The sequence below is a fragment of the Borrelia sp. P9F1 genome, from assembly GCF_030436115.1.
Taxonomy (GTDB): Bacteria; Spirochaetota; Spirochaetia; order Borreliales; family Borreliaceae; genus Borrelia.
In genome coordinates this window covers 714,154-731,448 of record NZ_CP129407.1, presented here as the reverse complement: position 1 = coordinate 731,448, position 17,295 = coordinate 714,154, and the positions used below count along the sequence as shown (strand labels likewise).

Below are 17,295 nucleotides of genomic sequence, written 5' to 3'. Positions count from 1 at the left end.
CCACGTAAACTTTACACCCCCCCCTACCTCTATTTATCAACCTTAAAATAGTCAACTGATTCTTTTAAGTCCTTAACACTCTCTAACATCCTTTCAGACATTGCTGACAACTCTTCACTGCTTGACGCTGTTGTTTGCACCAACTGACTAACTTGTTCTATCGCATTCTTAAATTGTCCTATTTGATTACTCTGGTTAGAACTCTCTATAGTAATATTCTTAACAAGCCTAGCTGTCTCTTCCATACCGGGTACAATTTGCTCGAAATTATTACCTGCCCTGCTTGCAATAGTTAAACTCCTATGCGCTATGTCAATGATCTCTCTAGCGGAATCCTTGCTCTGATCGGCAAGCTTTCTAACCTCTGCAGCAACAACCTCAAACCCTTTACCCTTATCCCCTACTCGAGCGGCTTCAATAGAAGCATTTAAAGCAAGCAAGTTAGTTTGTCTTGTTATCTCATCAATAATGCCTATCTTATCTGTAATAACTTCCATCGCTTTAATAGCCTTTACAACAGATTTATGCCCCTCCTTAGTCCTCTCATTAGTATTGACAGCAATGCTCTCTGTAGTAGACGCACTATCAGTATTCTCAGAGACACCTTGGGATATCTGTTCAATATTTGCCGTCATTTCTTCCAAAGTAGAAGCCTGCTCTACCGCACCAGAACTCAAATTCTGACTTGCATTTGCTATCTGAATTGCATTCTCATAAAGGTAATCAAGATTTTCAATAACTCCCCTTGCTATAGATGAAAAATTAGTCCTTAAAAGCTCCAAATTCTCATATAGCCTGTATAGCTCCAGAGTCTCCCACTTTAAAGGATTATCTGTAACCGTGAAATCTCCAGAAGCCAACCTCTCAGAATAGCTCAAAATTCCATTCAAAGAAGAACTAAGCCTAGATACAAGATAAACAGTCACCAAGCCAAGTGCTAATAAAGTAACAATAAAACCTATACCTAAAATAAAAGTGGTCAACCTACTCATGTAATAAAAATCAACAGAAGCAACCCGTAAAAACACTATAAAGGGAAAATTAGACAATCGCCCTTTTAACTTTTGAGCAAGACCTACATATGGCTTTCCGTTGTTTGTAGGATCAAAATAATGCATAACAACAAGGTCTTTACCCTTCTGGATCAAATCTTCAGATGTGGTCTTAACTATATTATTATAATAGGGATTAATGGAAGCCAAATTATCGCCTGGTAACCAAGTATGATGCATAAGAAACGCACCTGCCCTGTCGTATACCATAGCTCTACCGGTTCCTAACGCCCCAAAACTAATACCCTTGAACGAATTATAGACATGATCAATTGCGTAAAAGAGCATAAAGTAACCAAGAATGTCACTAGTCTCATAATCCCTTAAAGGAATCCCTATTAATAAATAAGGGATCTGACCTGCCTTATTCCTTATTTTGGAAACACCTTTGACTAAGCCCTCCTCAATAGAACCAGGCTCTGCTAAAAGAACAGAGGAATTATAAACAGAACTGGACTCTCTTAACTTAATAAAGTACTCCCTATCAGCAATTGAAATGCCATAATCACTATTATCCTTAACGGCAGTAGTAAACACTATGCTCCCATTTTTATCAACCATCATCATATTACTACCTGTTTTAACGAGCATCTCAGTCTGCTCCGCAATAAATTCCATCCTCCTAGACTTAACAGTAGCAATTGACTCAAATTTAGAAGACGAGTTTAAATACATTGAATTAATTTTTACCCTCTCCTCCATTGAAGAAACGTAGATCATTAAAGAATTTTTAACATTTCGAATCAAATTCTTCATCAGATCCAACTGTTGATCCGCCAAGTTACTATTAATCAACATCCCAAATATGAAAAACAACACAGAAATAAAAATCGATATAAGAATACTAACGAGAATCAATACTCTAGCTCTCAGCTTCATACATTACCACCTACTACAAAAATAACTCTAAAAATCCGAAAAATCTTCATCAAAATTCAACTTCTTACCTGCAATATCAATAGCCTTATCGGGATCCACCCTTTTATTAATAGGCTCACCGCCTACACCTGAATTACCATACACATCACCCTGCCTATCACTCAAGGATAAACCATTATCCTTACCCAAAGCACCAACACTTCCAGATACAAAACCAGTACCATCCTCATCAGGACCAAAATAATCGCCAGGACCAAGAATATCTACATCCTTGACTTTGAAAAAAGATACTGCGCTTCTGAGCTCTTTTGACTTCTCAAGCATCTTCTCAGCCATGCTTGAAAGTTCCTCACTACTCGCCGCTGAAGCCTGGACAACTTCTCCAACCTGATCAAGAGCCATTTTAAACTGAGTAATCTGTTCATCCTGATTGGAGCTTTCATCAGAAATCTTTTTAACAAGATTAGTCGTCTCCTCTATTTCGGGCAACATATCCTTGAATATTAAACCTGCCTCTGTTGCAACTCTAGAATTTTCCTCAACCAGCTCACCAATCTCGAGCGCAGAAATCTTACTAAGATCGGCAAGCTTCCTAATCTCACTCGCCACAACGGCAAACCCTTTACCCTCATCCCCAGCTCTTGCAGCCTCAATAGCCGCATTTAAAGCAAGCAAGTTAGTCTTTCTAGCTATTTCTTCAATAACACTAACCTTTTCAACGATAGCCTGCATAGCCACAACAGATTCTTCAACTGCCTTGCCCCCTATCTGTGAATTTTCATTAGTCTTTAGTGCAATTTGTTCTGTTTGACGAGAATTATTAGCACTCATTTTAACCCCAGCTGATATCTGCTCAATGTTTGCTGACATCTCCTCAAGAGTTGAAGCTTGCTGTAATGCACTAGAACTTAAATTCTGACTTGAATTAGCAACTTCAATACTCGCCTTATTAACACAGCTGATATTGCTAAGAACACTCTTAATAGCACTTGCAATGTTATCTCTCATTCTAATAATTTGCATACCTAAAGAATTTAACTCATCAGAATATTTATTATCAAGACTATACTCCTTATCTAAATCCCCCTGAACTACCTCACCTACTAAATCTCTAATCAAGTCCAATCTATAACTAATAATTGTATCTATCCTCATTGCCAGAATAACCACTATCGCAACAGCTCCCAAAATAGAAGCTATGACAAACCTCAGAGCCAAGCTTTCAATAACACCATAAATATCTTCGTAAGGAATTCTTGCAATCAAAAGCCCACTATCTTCTCCAAGCTTACTGTTAATCGGCAACATAGCATAATAATTGTCCAATCCCATCTCTGGAAAATAAGCTCTCTTAATCTCATAAACTGGAGCCTCGGTCGCTACAACAGCCGGCCTTGGGGGCCTAGACAAAGTACTCTTTAAAAGGCTAATAAACTTTGAACTTATCTTTGCACTTTCATTGTACTCTACCAAAGGATTAACAGCATGATTACTTGGGTCCAAGTAAAGCAAATTCCCCCTATTGTAAAAGCCAAATCTAGATCTATCCAGGATGTTCCCCATAACATCGTTAACTAAATAGCCAACCAAATAACCAAGAACCACTTTATCTTCTGCTGAATACACAGGAACTGCTACCGCAAAAGCTCTTTTTTCTTTTTGACGAGACTTCACCGCCACCTCTCCTGCTATTCCCTCAGTAAGACCCATATACCAACCAACAAAATTTAGCTTATCTCTTTTATAACCATCCAAGGTCCTTTTAAAATATCTTGTTCCTGACTCAGATTGCCCAAAATCCATATTATTTTCATGCCTTGTAGTAACAATTACTTTACCTTCAAAGTCGAGAAACGCAAATTCCTCATAAACAGTATCTATTTTCAAATCTGCTAGCGTTCTGTATATTCGTTCACGATACCTCTTGCTTGTCTTAACAGTATCAAGTATCATTTTGGAGTTTTCCCTCATTTTACTTATCTCAGCTCCCGAAAAGGCACGCCGCCCACCACTTTTTAAAAAAGAATATTCATAAAGAGTGTCAAGAGCTATAGTGGAACCCGTACCGTCCAAAATGATGTAAAATGTGTCCAACAAAGATTGAATAGCAAAAGAAGCTCTCCTAACTTGCCCCCTTGTAAGCTGCTTATAATAGCTTTCCACATAACCACCCAAAACAGACTTAAAACCCCAAGAAAAACACAGTATAATCACAACCAAAAATACGAACAAAAATCCCACAAACTTGTATTTAATTTTCAACATAAAACTACCTCGTAAAACAACCAGTTATTTAATAACGTTAACAAATTCAAGATCAATAGACACCATCTACAACTTTAGATCAAAAAATATAATTCCCAAACAAACATTAAATAATCTCAATGGTTCAATTAAGAATGAAACTAATCTTGTTTATAAGGCAAGCCTAGAGACTTAGGCCGATAGCTCTTTTTCGAAAAAAATATAAGACTTAGGATCACAACAACATAAGGCAATATGATTAATAATTTAGGAGATATCATTGAAGAAAAAAAAGGAATTTGAGACATTACAACGGCTAAAGTTCTTACGAAAGAGAATAAAAGACTACCTATTAAGATTCCAAAAGGTCGCCATTTCCCAAAAATTAGCATAACAATAGCGATAAAACCTTGCCCCCCAATAATTCCTTGCATATAGCTTGAGGTAATTACAGTAGAAATCACTGCCCCAGACACCCCCGCAAACAGACCACTCAAAAGCACACAACAAAACCTAATCATAACAACATTTACCCCAAGAGATTCTAAAACCTCCGGATCTTCGCCACTAGCCTTAATTCTAAGCCCAATTTTAGTATGCCTGAATACAATATGAGCAAAAATAACACACATTATTGCTATATAGAGTGAATATCTTTTTCCAAAAAGCTGGAATATGAGAGATTTTTTATCGAAAACACCGTCAAAAAGCATAGGCAACTTAACATCTATTGGAGGAGTTGAAGAAGAGCCAAAAATAAAAATACCGAACAACATAGCAATGGCTGGTCCCAAAAAATTAATAGCCATTCCAGTTATTATCTGGTCTGATTTAAGAAAAATAGTAAAAATCGCATGAAGGCTTGATAGAATAACTCCTGAAAGCCCTCCAACAAAAATTGCAACTAATGGATATCCATAAAAATATGCAAATGTAGCACCAACAAACGCGCCAAGAGCCATCGTTCCCTCAAGGCCAATGTTTATTATTCCACACTTCTCACTTATAAGCCCCCCTAAACCCGCTAGAATTAAAGTTTGAGAATTCACTAAAGTTTCACTAATTAGAAATACTATTTCGCCTAACACCCCTTATACCCCTCAAAATCATCTTATTTAAAAAATGACTAGCAGAAATCACAAGTACCACTATCCCTATCATCAAAGATACAATCGAAGAGGATAGGCCCATCAAACTCTGGACCCTACTACTTCCATAGAGCAGAATATAGAATAAAATACTTGAAAATATTATTCCAATTGGTGAATTATTTGCTATTAAAGACACAGCTATACCATTAAGACCAGTTCCTTCCATGTAAGAAAGCTTAAATATTGCCTTATTAACTCCCATAACTTGTACGGCTCCTGCAAGCCCCGCAAGAGCTCCCGAAAGAAACATAGCAAATAACAAAACCTTTTTAATGTCAATTCCCACACGATAAGAAGCCTCTATGTTGTGCCCTATAGAGCTAATCTTAAATCCGAGTATTGTCTTGCTTAACAAAATCCATATTAAAATGGCAAAAAAAATTCCAATGATTATCCCAAAATTAAGAGGAGCCTTTAGCAAGTCATTAATAAATGGGTTTCCAGCCCTATAAGCGAGTCCCTCAGGCGATAATTTCCAAGAAGCAAAAAAATCAATAAAAGCACTCTCTCTGATTGACCTAGACAAGTCACTATTTTCTTTCTTAATGAAAGATATGTCTAAAACTATGTTATTTATATGAAATAAAATCCAGTTAAACATAATTCCCGTAATTACTTCATTTATGTTAAATCTAACCTTTAAGTATCCAATTAAAATCCCCAGACTTCCTGAGACAACAAAAGTCACAAGAAAAACACAAATTACATGCAAAAAAGGAGGTAATTCTAAAAAAATTCCAACCATTAAAGCCGTAATTGACCCAAGTATAAACTGTCCTTCAACCCCAATATTAAAAAGCCCTGCCTTTAAGGCAATACACACCGAAAGCCCTGTAAAAATCAATGGAGTCGAATAACTTAAAATGTAGCCTAAATGCTTAGGAGAAGAGAACATAATTTCTATTATTATGTAATACATCCTAAAGGGAGAATAACCAAGAAGAGATACCACCAAGCCAACAACTAAAAACCCCAAGCACAACGCAAAAAAGTTAATAAACACTGGTGCATTTAAAAACTTAAGCGCTATCTCTTTATACCTACAACTACCAGCACTCACCTAAGCCATACCTGTCATCATTTTACCAATAACATTGACATCAAAATTATCCTCCAGAATACCTACAATTTGTCCATCGTACATCACAGCTATTCTATCACAAACACTCATAAGCTCTTCAAGCTCAAGAGATACAAGAAGAACAGCTGTCCCTACATCTCTTTGTTCTAGTATTTTCTTATAAATATTCTCAACAGCACCAATATCGAGTCCTCTTGTGGGTTGAACTGCTAGGAGAACCTCAGGTTCCAAATTAATCTCACGGGCAACAATTACCTTTTGCTGATTACCTCCAGATAAATTCTTAACCTTACACAAAATGTCTCTTGGTCTAATATCAAACGAATTTGTAAGTTGTCTACTTATTTTTTTAAGAAAATTTAAATTAAACCCAACAAACTGCTTTTTAATGGTATACAATGCCTTAAGACCCAATTTGTTAATCTTATTTTTTTTCTTAATATCTAGGTACTTCACATCATCAAAGCTCTTAATCCCAATATTTTGTAAAACACTGAAAGCTAGAATAAGACCGTGCTTTTGTCTATCAGACGGGATACTGCCGATCTTTCTATCTATTATTTGTTTTACACTAAGTCCCTTTATGGATTCAAACTCATCTCCAGTCTTCTTAAATATCTCTCCACTGACTGCTGCTCTCACACCAAGGATAGCTTCAACTAATTCCTCCTGTCCACTCCCTTCAATTCCAGCTATCCCCAAAATTTCACTAGCTCTGATATTAAAACTAACATTTTTAACTTTAAGCACGCCCCTCTCATCCTTAACATTCAAGTTTTTAACTTCAAGAATGTTTGTACTGTCAACAAACTGTCTTCTAGATACATCAAGAACCGTTTCCTTACCTATCATTAATTTGGTAAGAATTTTCTCGTCAACTTCGGAAACATCAAAAGTTCCCATCACTTTCCCAAGCCTCATAATTGTACACTTTTGTGCTACAGCCTTTATTTCCTTTATCTTATGTGTAATAAGTATTACAGTATGTCCCTCTGAAACCAACATTTTTAAAATCTTCATAAATTCATCGATCTCACCCGGAGCAAGTACTGCGGTAGGTTCGTCAAAAATAATGATATCTGCATTCCGATAAAGAACCTTGATTATCTCTATCTTCTGCCCCATTCCAACGCTCAAATCTTGAATCTGCCTATCGGTATCTATTGCTAGACCATATTTCCTAGAAATATCGAGTATTTTTTTAAACGCTTTCCCATAATTAATAAATCCAAAACTCGAATCTTCATATCCCAATATAATGTTTTGTACAGCTGTGAAATTCGGAATTAGCATGAAGTGTTGAAAAACCATACCAATACCATTACGAATAGATTCACTTGAATCTTTAAGGTTTAATTCCTTACCCCTTAAAAAAAGGCGACCACTCGTAGGCTTATGCACCCCGTAAATAGTTTTCATTAAAGTGGTTTTACCAGCGCCATTTTCACCAAGAATTGCATGTATCTCCCCCCTTCTAAAGCTCATAGAGACTTCATCATTAGCTACAAAATCTCCATACCGCTTTGTTACTCTATCTAAAACCAGTATACCCTGCACGAACTAAAACCTGACCTGAAAACACATGAAAGGAAAACGCCGTTCATTCATAACTCTTACAAAATATAATAAAACTTAAATGGGAATGTTGGCAAGGACCTTTGCGAAAAAATTAAAGACAACTTCAAATATTTCAAATCATGAAATAGACTTAATGAAAGACAGAAAATAATGATAAAATGAGTGCACAACACATCGATACTTCTGAAGGAATTAAGTCATGAAAATAAGAGCTTGCATTTTTGACATGGACGGAACTTTAATAAACAGCATCACAGATATTGCATTTTCGATGAATTCTGCATTAAAAAATCTAGGATACAAAGAAATAAAGACAGATAAATTTAGTAGCTTTGTTGGAAGAGGATTCGATAAATTTGTAGAAAAAACCTTAGAATATCTGAGTATAAACTTTAATGATAAAAGCCTTAAGTACAATCTTTACGAAGAATTTGTAAAAGAATATAATCAAAACCTTACTTCTCAAACAAGGGCATATGATGGCATACCGGATCTTCTGTCTGAGCTTAGTAAACTTAAAATTCCAATAGGAATTTTAAGCAACAAAAACCATGACGAACTCTTGGTAGTGGCAAAAGATATGTTTAAAGACATAGATTTTTTTGAAATCAGAGGTTACTCTTCAAGGTTTGAAGCAAAACCAGATCCTGCAAATGCCCTTGACATGATAATGGAACTCAATGTTGAACCTAAGGAGGTTGCATACATAGGAGACAGTGATGTTGATATGATAACTGCTAGAAATGCTGGATTTCTGCCAATTGGAGTTTCATGGGGATTTAGAACAATAGAAGAATTGAAAGCAAATGGAGCAAAATATATCATAAACAAGCCTTCCGAACTTTTGGGCATAATAAAATGAATACAAAGGCATACTTTCCCCACTTGTATCATTATCTATTCAATCATGAACACATAAAGAGTTTGTCAGTCTTTGAAAAAGAAATCGAGATAATTAAATATTTGAAAGAAAATAATAGAACCATTTCAACATTCATAGATGAAGATTTTAAATCTGATATCAAATTGCTCATTCGATACGTCAAAGAGAAAACAGATACGATAGTTACTCCCCTAGTTTTGTCAAGTATTGAATCTATTGATTTTAACATTATAAGAGAACTATTTAGGAAAGAACTTAACAAAAATAACCTAGAATCAATATTTTACAGCATTAAAACTAATTCTTATCTTAGAAAAGAATTCCTATACAACTTTAATGCAATAAGTAGCGGTCTTATTACATTTTATATAAATAAACTTTTTGAAGATAAAAATTCTTACACAGTGTATCTGATTAAAAAGGAAAATAATCTTTTTACTTCTTCAAAAATTATAAAAAACTACATAAAAGTTTTGCTTCTATTGAGAACCTTGATAATTAAAATTTGCTTTGAAAAAGAGATAGATTTAAGTTCGCATAACATCAAAGATATAGTGGAAATGATCAGCACAGAAATCGATTTTTTGGACAAAAATATAGTTGACATAGTAACCCAAAGTTTATTTAAGTATGAAAACTTGAGTAATATGTCTCCAGTTGCAACTTTGATATCAATTTTTTCAAATAGGGTAAGAATTCCGAATATTAAAAATAATAAAACAAAGGGCTTTTTAGGATACGACGAAAGCTGGTTTTCAATAAAACAGTCAGGCTCAAAAGATTATGATCCAAGAGTTATTAAAGAGCTTCTGGAAATAGCAAGGAAAAATAAATGGTAAGGATACTTTCAAATGTCTTAAAAGCTACTTTAATCGTCTCGATACTTGCATTTTTAATAGAGGAATTGTCAATAATACTTTTTCTCACATATAAAATCCGATTTGGTCTTATATCTATTGGATTCTTGTTTGATTTAATTTTTATATTAATTTTTTTATGCAAAATTTCAAAAGCTTACTTTGCAAAACAACTACAGATATATGTAAGAAATAATTTATTCTTTGATATATTGCATTGCTTAATTCCTCTTATATTTTACAGTTCTAATCAAATTAAAAACATAATCGATCCTCATGAAGCTATCTTGAGTCCAATCATACTTTCTCTTTTTAAATTAAGATTTTTAAGACTTCTTAGATTCAATGATTTAATGATTGAAATTTACTATAATGAGCAGGAGAAAAATCTAATACTCATTGCATTCGCTAGGACATTCTCGATAAGCCTTCTGATTCCATTTATATTTTTTATAATATTTTCAAGTTTAAGCCTTGCAAATACAGTTCCAGAAAAACAAGAATTTAATATCATAAAGAATATCTCAATAGCAACTGAAAAAAATTACATAAAAGAAAAATATCCTTTTATACTAATGATTAAAGATAAGGGAAGTACGATATACTCCAAATCCAGTGACACATTCCTTTATTATAGTCCCAGTGAATACAAAATTATTGAAATAGATCAGACAAAATTTTATATAGATAAATATTTACAAAGAAAAAATGACTCCGTTCTTGGGATATTTTTATTCTCCCTCTTCATTTCTTTTGCTGTTTTTTTAATGAATTTTTACAAATTTTTTAAGATGAGCTTTCTAAATCCAATCGCACTGATGCAAAAAGTGCTACAAGATCCAATTGAATATAGGAAAATTCAAATTCCATTCTTATTTCGTGAAGAAAAAATATATAAAATGGCAAAAAAATTTAATGACATTCTGCTTAAAGAAAAACTAAATACAAAAAGAAGGACCAAAATACCCTTGGAAATCGAGAAAGTTAAAAAAATAATAAATATTAATAGGGAACAAACATGATAAGAAAAATGCTTCTCTTATTATTTCTCAATACATCAATAATTAATGCACGGTTGATAACAACCTCAATTGAGATGCGAGCATCCGAGGAAACGAAAGAATATTTCACTTTCAATCTAATATTGGAAGAAGAGTACTACACTAAGTATCCTAAGAGCCAAAATGAAATGCAAGCGTATGAAATAACAGAAATTTTTGCAAAAAGCATTATGACAAACAAAGTCAACTACAATGCAATAGCCCCATCCCACAGGGAGATCAACAAATATCTACTTAAAAGCGAAACTATTGACAAAAGCTTCTACAAACACAAAATATTTAAAATTAAACCCATAGATAATACCGTTTTTAAAAGTACAGCACTACTTTATACAAAAAAAGGATTCTACAAATTGGAGTTGTACATAGGAAACAACAAGAAAAACAAACCCGAAATTCTTAATCTAAATATAACACACTTCACCAAACCCATGAACGAAATAAAGAACGAAATGATCTTTTACAGAAACTAACACCTTCACACAGGTTAAATAAATCATTTAACAAACACAGACATAACTCTCTGAAGAACTTTAGTCCTGTCAAGTGGCTTCACAATAAACGTTTTAGCGCCCTTAATTAAGCAATCCTTAACCAGCTGCTCTTTCCCCAATGCGGAAATCATTATAACCCTAGCATTCTTATCAAATTCCATAATATTAGAAAGACAAGTTATCCCATCCATTTTAGGCATAGTAATATCGAGAGTAACAATATCAATATTAGGATAATGATTCTTATACTTAATCACAGCCTCCTCACCGTCAGCAGCAGTATCAATAACATTAAACCCCTCAGAGGTAAAAATTTGAGTAAGCTGCTTCACAGTAAAAACTGAATCATCAACAATCAAAACATTAAAAGGAACTCCCGTCTCATAGTTAATACCCTTTGGCTTAACCGAAGAATCCATCGCAATAGTAGTCTTTTGGATCATATCAAACCCTCTCTTCTAATAATAAGTAATCCTAGCTCCATAATCATATCAAACCCTCTCTCTTATTGCAATATTAACTTCTACAATCTTACCATCTGGCAAGGTAAACGGCACAATCAAGGCCTCTGAACCTTTATTACTTATCTTCATGTTCTCTCCATAAATAAAAGCCGGAGGAGTTATATCGAATATAAATCCCTTGGCATGTAAAGTGGTAACAAAATTACCCGCAATAATATTGCCAACCTCAGTAAGAGTAGCGGCAACCATCTCCTTAGTCTCCTCATCCTCAAAATCAACATAATCCTCAAAATTCAACTTAGAAGCAATAAAAAGAGCTGTATCAACATCCATATCAATAACAATACTGCCCTCAACAGATCCCGCAAGTCCCACAATCACAGAAACTCCCTTTATTTTCTGATTTATCGACTTAAGCCCAGGGGTTCCCATCTTAATATCTTCAACAAGCAACATATCCCTTAAAACCGAAGAAGCAGCATCCAAAAATGGTTCTATATAATCTATTCTCATTCGTTTCTCCTTTAGATCTTTTTATACAAGTTAAAATGTTCCACAGACCTTTCCTTTACAAAAATATCATTATCTTTAAGCTTCTCATTATCTCCCAAAATCAAAAGAGCTCCACTAACAGTCTTTTTTGCAATTGTATCTAGAATCAAAGCTTGTTCCTCATTATTAAAAAAACACAAAACATCCCTCAAGAAAATAATCCCCAAATCCTCAGGAAACTCCGATAAAATGGCATCCGAATATTCAAACAAAATATTATTCATAATCTCTGCCTTAAACTTATAAAGTCCTGGCCTCTGTTCAAAGGAATTCTTTCTGTAAATCTCGCTCAAGCCAATTTCAGCCTCTGAGAAAACTAAATTAGAAGTACCAATCACTTTAGTCAAATCATTATCAATAGCCGTCACCCTAAGAAGTTTTTTATAAGATTCACACAAAGCATTCACAAAAGATACTGTCTCCTTTCCATCCCCGCATCCAACTTCAAAAACATTTAAAATAGAACCAGCACCACCAATACCACCCACAAACCTCTCGACAACTTCGTTCTGAAACTCTCTTAAATAACTATCATCCCACAAGCGCCCCGCCGATCTTGAATAAAACTCACCCAAAAATCGCCCATAAGATTCATCATTAATACCGGCTATACCTAATTTTATTCCAACTTCTCTTAAAAACTCGCTATTTACCAAAGATGTGTTAAAAGAATATTGAGAAAGACCATCCCTCATAACCTTCAAATCATCTATAAAATCATTAAAGGGTTCAGTAAGTTCAATTAGATTTTCTTCCACAGGTAAATCAACACTTGTTTCACCTGCCAGCAAGCCTTCATCTTCCTCATCATAATTGAAAACCTTATCTATATCAAGGAGTATGTACAATTTACCCTCATGTTCAACCACTCCCTTTATGTACTTTATAAATGCATCTTGAGATAAAACAGGATGAGGATCTTGTATTAGAGAAGAATCAATCGAGAAAACATTATTAACCTTGTCAACAATGATACCAATCAATAAATCTTCATTTCTGAGGACCATAATATCCTCAAGTTCCTTTTCACTGGTCTTTAAATTAAACATTACCCTCAAATCAATGATAGATATTATCTCTCCCCTTAAATTATCAAGACCAACCACATACTTCCTAGCGTTTGGAACATATGTAAAATTGCCAGATTTCCTAATTTCCTTAACTTTCATTATATCTATTAAGTAATTATCATCGCCAATATTGAAAGACACTACTTTGAAATCCAAATTAACAAAACTAGACTCTCTAACCTTATACCCATTCAATTCATCATCTCCCAAATGAATCTCTTTTATGTCCATCATAAATCTATTCCTTCATATCCCTTAACTCAAAAAGCTTAAACACATCAATAATTAAAACAACTTTACCATCGCCAAGTGTAGTAGCTCCAACAATCCCAAGGCTTGAAGCGTACTTATCCTTAATAGGCTTTACAACAAAATCTTCTTCTCCAAGGATAAGGTCTACAACTATTCCTGCTTTTTTGTCATCAACATTAATAACTATTAAAAACTTCTCAGATAAGTCCTCATACCTTTCTATATTAAAAAGCTTATCAAGTCTAAGTACAGACACAATTTCTTCTCTTAAATTATATACTTCGTGTTTATTTTCAATTCGTTTAATGTTTTCTTCGCTAATCCTATGCGTCTCAAGGACGCTGTTTAAAGGAATAACATAAATTTCACTTCCCGATTTTACAAGAAGCCCTTGAACAATTACCAATGTCAAGGGTAACTTAATTTTAAAAGTAGTACCAACATCAATCTTTGAATCTATTAAAATAGCCCCATTTAACTTCTCAATACTCTTTTTTACAACATCAAGACCCACTCCCCTCCCAGAAACATCCGTAACCTGACTTGCTGTTGAAAATCCAGGAGAAAAAATCAAGTTAAGAACCTCACTATCGGAAAGAACCTCATCTCTCTTAATTATCCCCTTTTCAATTGATTTTTGTCTAATAATATTCGGGTCTATCCCCCTGCCATCATCTGCAATATCTATCGATATTATATTGCCCTCATTTCTAGCGCGCAAAAGTATACGACCAACCCTATCCTTGCCCTTCTTAAGTCTCTCCTCAGAAGTTTCAAGCCCATGATCCATGGAATTCCTAACACAATGCATCAAAGGTTCTACAAGATCATCTATAACAGACTTATCGATTTCCGTATCGCCTCCCTCCGTATCAAGTTCTACAACCTTACCCAATTTCCTCGATAAATCCCTTACAACTCTTGTAAATCTCAAAAAAATACCAGAAACCGGCAACATTCTTGTTCTTAAAACACTCTCATGTAAATCAGTAATTATTCTTGAAAGCCTACCAGAAGCAAATTTTGAATCTTGAAGAATTTTTAAGAAAGAATCTCTCAATTCTCCCATATCATGCAAAGTTCTCTCTATTTTATGATTCATTAAATTTTTTATTTGAGTTTCAACAGCATCTTCTAACTCCAATCCCATATCTTTAAAGACAACTTTCAAATCTACTAAAAAATTCCTCTGAAAACTTTCTTGGTAATCATAAAAATAATTAAAACTATAAAGCAAAGATGTCATATCAGAATTTATTTGATTATAAGCTGATTTGTTTATAACAGCTTCACTTACAAGATTTAATATAGAATCTATTCTTTTGCTATCAATTCTAATTAAATTAACATTTAAAGGAGAACCCTTCTTAAAATGCTTAGTAGATGCCTCATCTGTCTCAGTATCTAAACCCGAGTCCTTAACATCCTCTAAGTTGACCTCCCTAATCTCAAAGCTAACAACAACATCTTCCAAATTTACCTTTCTAGTAATGCTATCTGTCGAAGTATCTGTCACTAAATAGTACACAACGACATCAAAAAACTTATCTGCCAATAACTCAACATTATCAGGAATGGACTTATAAACCTCTCCCAAGCTTTTTAACGCTTGCATCATCTGCATTCCAGAAATCGTTGCCATGGGATTGTCTTTATTAAAATTCAATTTCACTTCAAATAATTTAGCAGCCCCAATACGAGCCCTTAAGCTTACAAGCTCAGCACTAGAAAGTTGAACTTCATCCCCATATAAAAGGTTAGGCCGAATAACATCCCTCTCTCTTGCCTCTGCCCTTTCCAATTCATCCTCAATATCAAGTTCTTCAATTGTATAATTTGAAACGACATCGGATATATTTATCTTTTTCTCCACATTGCCGATATCTGAATATATTAAGTAATAATCCACTCTAGGTAGATACTCATCGGCAACAATTTGCTCATAACTAGGAACTGTATGAAGGACTGGAGACAAATCTTTTAAAGCTTGAAACATTTGTATTCCAGAAATAGTTGCCATAGGATTGTCTTTATTAAAATTAATACTAACCCTTAAAACTTTCTGCCCAAGCCCCAAGCTTTCACGTATGTCATGAAGGTCGAAAGATGAAAGCAAAAATCTATCACCAACTGATTCCCCTAAAGAAATCATAGATATTTTTTGGTCACTTTTGCCCAAAAATCCCATTAACTTCCCTTTAAGCTCACTCACATCTTCCAAATAAACGCTTCCATTAAGGCGTGCGTCCAACATACTTTTTACAATATCAAGTGAATTTAAAAGCAAATCAACAAGCTCATGACAAATCTTTAACCCATTACCTCTAATAGCATCAAACACATCCTCAACAACATGAGTAAACCCTGAAAGTTCCATCATATCAACTGAAGCCGAGCTACCCTTAAGAGTGTGTGCTGCCCTAAATATCTCATCAATAGTCCCCGAGTTATTGGGATCGTCCTCTAATGACATAATATTTTCTTCAAGGGTATCTACAAGATTTTGAGCTTCTTCAAAAAAAATCCCCAAAAGCTCTTCGTTTTCTGCATCCAGCATCGGCCTATTTTCCCTAGTCTGAAGATTAGGGACTAATCTTCAGACTAGTCCCTAATCAAATCTATTTTGCTTGAGTGACTGACTCGTTCTTTTTAGTATCCTTTTCTAAAAAATCTTGAAAAGAACCTTCCGGCATTGAGACATTTTCCCTAATTCTTAAAACTCTTTTAAAAGTTTCCTGTGCTTTTAACTTTCTAAGAGATTCCGCCCCCTGCTCTTCATAAACCTTAAACACAGATTCATTATCAATATCAGAATCCAAAGAAACATTCAACTTATCATAAAGAACCCTTACATCTTTAACATAAAAAATAAAATTCTGATTCCTTGAACTATGTGACTTCGATACCCTAAAGGCCTTAAATCTCATTTTACTTGAAGCGATAGGATAATTGGGAATATCATCTCTAACTATTCTAGAGTTCATGTTTGGAAGATAAGTAGGGTTTGACCACACCAAATCAGCCCAACCTTTAAACTTCAAGGTACCCAAGGGATAGGCATATTCCATACCATTCATATCTTCAAATAAAACTTCAAGGTCTACCTCATAACCCAAACTATACACAGTTACCTTAACTTCTTTCATAGTCTTGACATTGTCAATAACTCCTTTGCCCAAGAACTGGTTTCCATCTTCTCCAGAATAAAAGGGAATCTTAAATGGGGGTAAAACCATAGCGGAAGACTGAGAATGACTAGGAAATAATACCCTCACCCCCAACACTGTATCGCCTGCATATCTCCTAGAATCACTCTTAACAACAGCTGGCGCTACAAGAGAATTTCTCACATAAGACTGCATTCTTGCCGAAGGGGTCAAAAGCACACTCCAATTATTTATTCCAAGGTCTACAACCATATCCTCTGGTTTAACGATGCCTGAAGCCCCAGAATAAACATAATCAACATAGTTTGCAAGATCCAGTTTAGTTGAGCTTGGATCTTTCTCAAGTTCTGTAAAATCAAGAACCAACACACCAAGATCACCCTTCTGGCCTCCACCGCCCGCCTCATCAGCAGCTTCCTGCCCAAAAACAGGACTAAACAACATAAAAAACAATAAAACAAAAACAGCTTTCAATTTCGCCATATACACAACTCCTTCCCTAAAAAGCAC

14 protein-coding genes are annotated in these 17,295 nt (G+C 34.6%); 4 read left to right on the top strand and 10 right to left on the bottom strand.

Annotated elements, in window-relative coordinates:
* Positions 1-29 precede the first annotated feature (29 nt).
* The 5 genes from QYZ68_RS03500 to QYZ68_RS03480 all read right to left on the bottom strand — a co-directional run bounded on the left by QYZ68_RS03500 (position 30) and on the right by QYZ68_RS03480 (position 7,964).
* Positions 30-1,931 (bottom strand): methyl-accepting chemotaxis protein, encoded by a 1,902-nt coding sequence (locus tag QYZ68_RS03500; RefSeq protein WP_301384185.1) that lies wholly within the window; start codon positions 1,929-1,931, stop codon positions 30-32.
* A 27-nt stretch (positions 1,932-1,958) separates the two neighbouring features.
* The gene (locus QYZ68_RS03495; RefSeq protein ID WP_301384184.1) at positions 1,959-4,196 is read right to left on the bottom strand and encodes a methyl-accepting chemotaxis protein; all 2,238 of its coding nucleotides are present in this window, start codon (positions 4,194-4,196) and stop codon (positions 1,959-1,961) included.
* Positions 4,197-4,336: 140 nt separating this feature from the next.
* Entirely contained in the window at positions 4,337-5,263 is a 927-nt protein-coding gene (locus tag QYZ68_RS03490; protein WP_301384183.1) for an ABC transporter permease, read from the bottom strand.
* Positions 5,235-6,386 (bottom strand): ABC transporter permease, encoded by a 1,152-nt coding sequence (locus QYZ68_RS03485; RefSeq protein WP_301384182.1) that lies wholly within the window; start codon positions 6,384-6,386, stop codon positions 5,235-5,237. Before QYZ68_RS03485 ends, QYZ68_RS03490 begins: the two co-directional genes overlap by 29 nt.
* Entirely contained in the window at positions 6,387-7,964 is a 1,578-nt protein-coding gene (locus QYZ68_RS03480; RefSeq protein ID WP_301384181.1) for an ABC transporter ATP-binding protein, read from the bottom strand.
* Positions 7,965-8,184: 220 nt separating this feature from the next.
* Here QYZ68_RS03480 and QYZ68_RS03475 point away from each other — a divergent pair, with 220 nt between their 5' ends.
* Genes QYZ68_RS03475 through QYZ68_RS03460 form a run of 4 tightly spaced genes read left to right on the top strand, consistent with a single transcriptional unit; the run spans position 8,185 to position 11,259 of the window.
* Entirely contained in the window at positions 8,185-8,847 is a 663-nt protein-coding gene (locus tag QYZ68_RS03475) for an HAD family hydrolase (RefSeq protein WP_301384180.1), read from the top strand.
* On the top strand, positions 8,844-9,707 hold the full coding sequence (locus QYZ68_RS03470; RefSeq protein ID WP_301384179.1) for a hypothetical protein: 864 nt from the start codon (positions 8,844-8,846) through the stop codon (positions 9,705-9,707). The genes QYZ68_RS03475 and QYZ68_RS03470 overlap by 4 nt, the downstream gene beginning before the upstream one ends.
* The gene (locus QYZ68_RS03465; protein WP_301384178.1) at positions 9,701-10,747 is read left to right on the top strand and encodes a hypothetical protein; all 1,047 of its coding nucleotides are present in this window, start codon (positions 9,701-9,703) and stop codon (positions 10,745-10,747) included. Before QYZ68_RS03470 ends, QYZ68_RS03465 begins: the two co-directional genes overlap by 7 nt.
* Complete coding sequence (locus QYZ68_RS03460) at positions 10,744-11,259, top strand: hypothetical protein (RefSeq protein ID WP_301384177.1); 516 nt, start codon at positions 10,744-10,746, stop codon at positions 11,257-11,259. The genes QYZ68_RS03465 and QYZ68_RS03460 overlap by 4 nt, the downstream gene beginning before the upstream one ends.
* 23 nt (positions 11,260-11,282) lie before the next feature.
* On the opposite strand, the gene QYZ68_RS03455 is transcribed toward QYZ68_RS03460, so the two are convergent.
* From QYZ68_RS03455 to QYZ68_RS03435, 5 genes are all read right to left on the bottom strand, one after another.
* Positions 11,283-11,723: a response regulator gene (locus QYZ68_RS03455; RefSeq protein WP_231760662.1), complete on the bottom strand. Its 441-nt coding sequence runs from the start codon at positions 11,721-11,723 to the stop codon at positions 11,283-11,285.
* Between the two features lie 48 nt (positions 11,724-11,771).
* On the bottom strand, positions 11,772-12,257 hold the full coding sequence (locus QYZ68_RS03450) for a chemotaxis protein CheX (RefSeq protein ID WP_301384176.1): 486 nt from the start codon (positions 12,255-12,257) through the stop codon (positions 11,772-11,774).
* Positions 12,258-12,268: 11 nt separating this feature from the next.
* Positions 12,269-13,597 (bottom strand): CheR family methyltransferase, encoded by a 1,329-nt coding sequence (locus QYZ68_RS03445; protein WP_301384441.1) that lies wholly within the window; start codon positions 13,595-13,597, stop codon positions 12,269-12,271.
* Between the two features lie 7 nt (positions 13,598-13,604).
* Positions 13,605-16,175: a chemotaxis protein CheA gene (locus QYZ68_RS03440; protein WP_301384175.1), complete on the bottom strand. Its 2,571-nt coding sequence runs from the start codon at positions 16,173-16,175 to the stop codon at positions 13,605-13,607.
* A 61-nt stretch (positions 16,176-16,236) separates the two neighbouring features.
* The gene (locus QYZ68_RS03435) at positions 16,237-17,268 is read right to left on the bottom strand and encodes a flagellar filament outer layer protein FlaA (RefSeq protein WP_301384174.1); all 1,032 of its coding nucleotides are present in this window, start codon (positions 17,266-17,268) and stop codon (positions 16,237-16,239) included.
* Between the last annotated feature and the right edge of the window lie 27 nt (positions 17,269-17,295).

What these genes read in the sequence shown, in the direction of transcription:
- QYZ68_RS03500 (WP_301384185.1), bottom strand. Translation starts at nt 1,931, where the DNA reads ATGAAGCTGAGAGCTAGAGTATTGATTCTCGTTAGTATTCTTATATCG.
- QYZ68_RS03495 (WP_301384184.1), bottom strand. Translation starts at nt 4,196, where the DNA reads ATGTTGAAAATTAAATACAAGTTTGTGGGATTTTTGTTCGTATTTTTG.
- QYZ68_RS03475 (WP_301384180.1), top strand. Translation starts at nt 8,185, where the DNA reads ATGAAAATAAGAGCTTGCATTTTTGACATGGACGGAACTTTAATAAAC.
- QYZ68_RS03470 (WP_301384179.1), top strand. Translation starts at nt 8,844, where the DNA reads ATGAATACAAAGGCATACTTTCCCCACTTGTATCATTATCTATTCAAT.
- QYZ68_RS03465 (WP_301384178.1), top strand. Translation starts at nt 9,701, where the DNA reads ATGGTAAGGATACTTTCAAATGTCTTAAAAGCTACTTTAATCGTCTCG.
- QYZ68_RS03460 (WP_301384177.1), top strand. Translation starts at nt 10,744, where the DNA reads ATGATAAGAAAAATGCTTCTCTTATTATTTCTCAATACATCAATAATT.
- QYZ68_RS03455 (WP_231760662.1), bottom strand. Translation starts at nt 11,723, where the DNA reads ATGATCCAAAAGACTACTATTGCGATGGATTCTTCGGTTAAGCCAAAG.
- QYZ68_RS03450 (WP_301384176.1), bottom strand. Translation starts at nt 12,257, where the DNA reads ATGAGAATAGATTATATAGAACCATTTTTGGATGCTGCTTCTTCGGTT.
- QYZ68_RS03445 (WP_301384441.1), bottom strand. Translation starts at nt 13,597, where the DNA reads ATGGACATAAAAGAGATTCATTTGGGAGATGATGAATTGAATGGGTAT.
- QYZ68_RS03440 (WP_301384175.1), bottom strand. Translation starts at nt 16,175, where the DNA reads ATGCTGGATGCAGAAAACGAAGAGCTTTTGGGGATTTTTTTTGAAGAA.
- QYZ68_RS03435 (WP_301384174.1), bottom strand. Translation starts at nt 17,268, where the DNA reads ATGGCGAAATTGAAAGCTGTTTTTGTTTTATTGTTTTTTATGTTGTTT.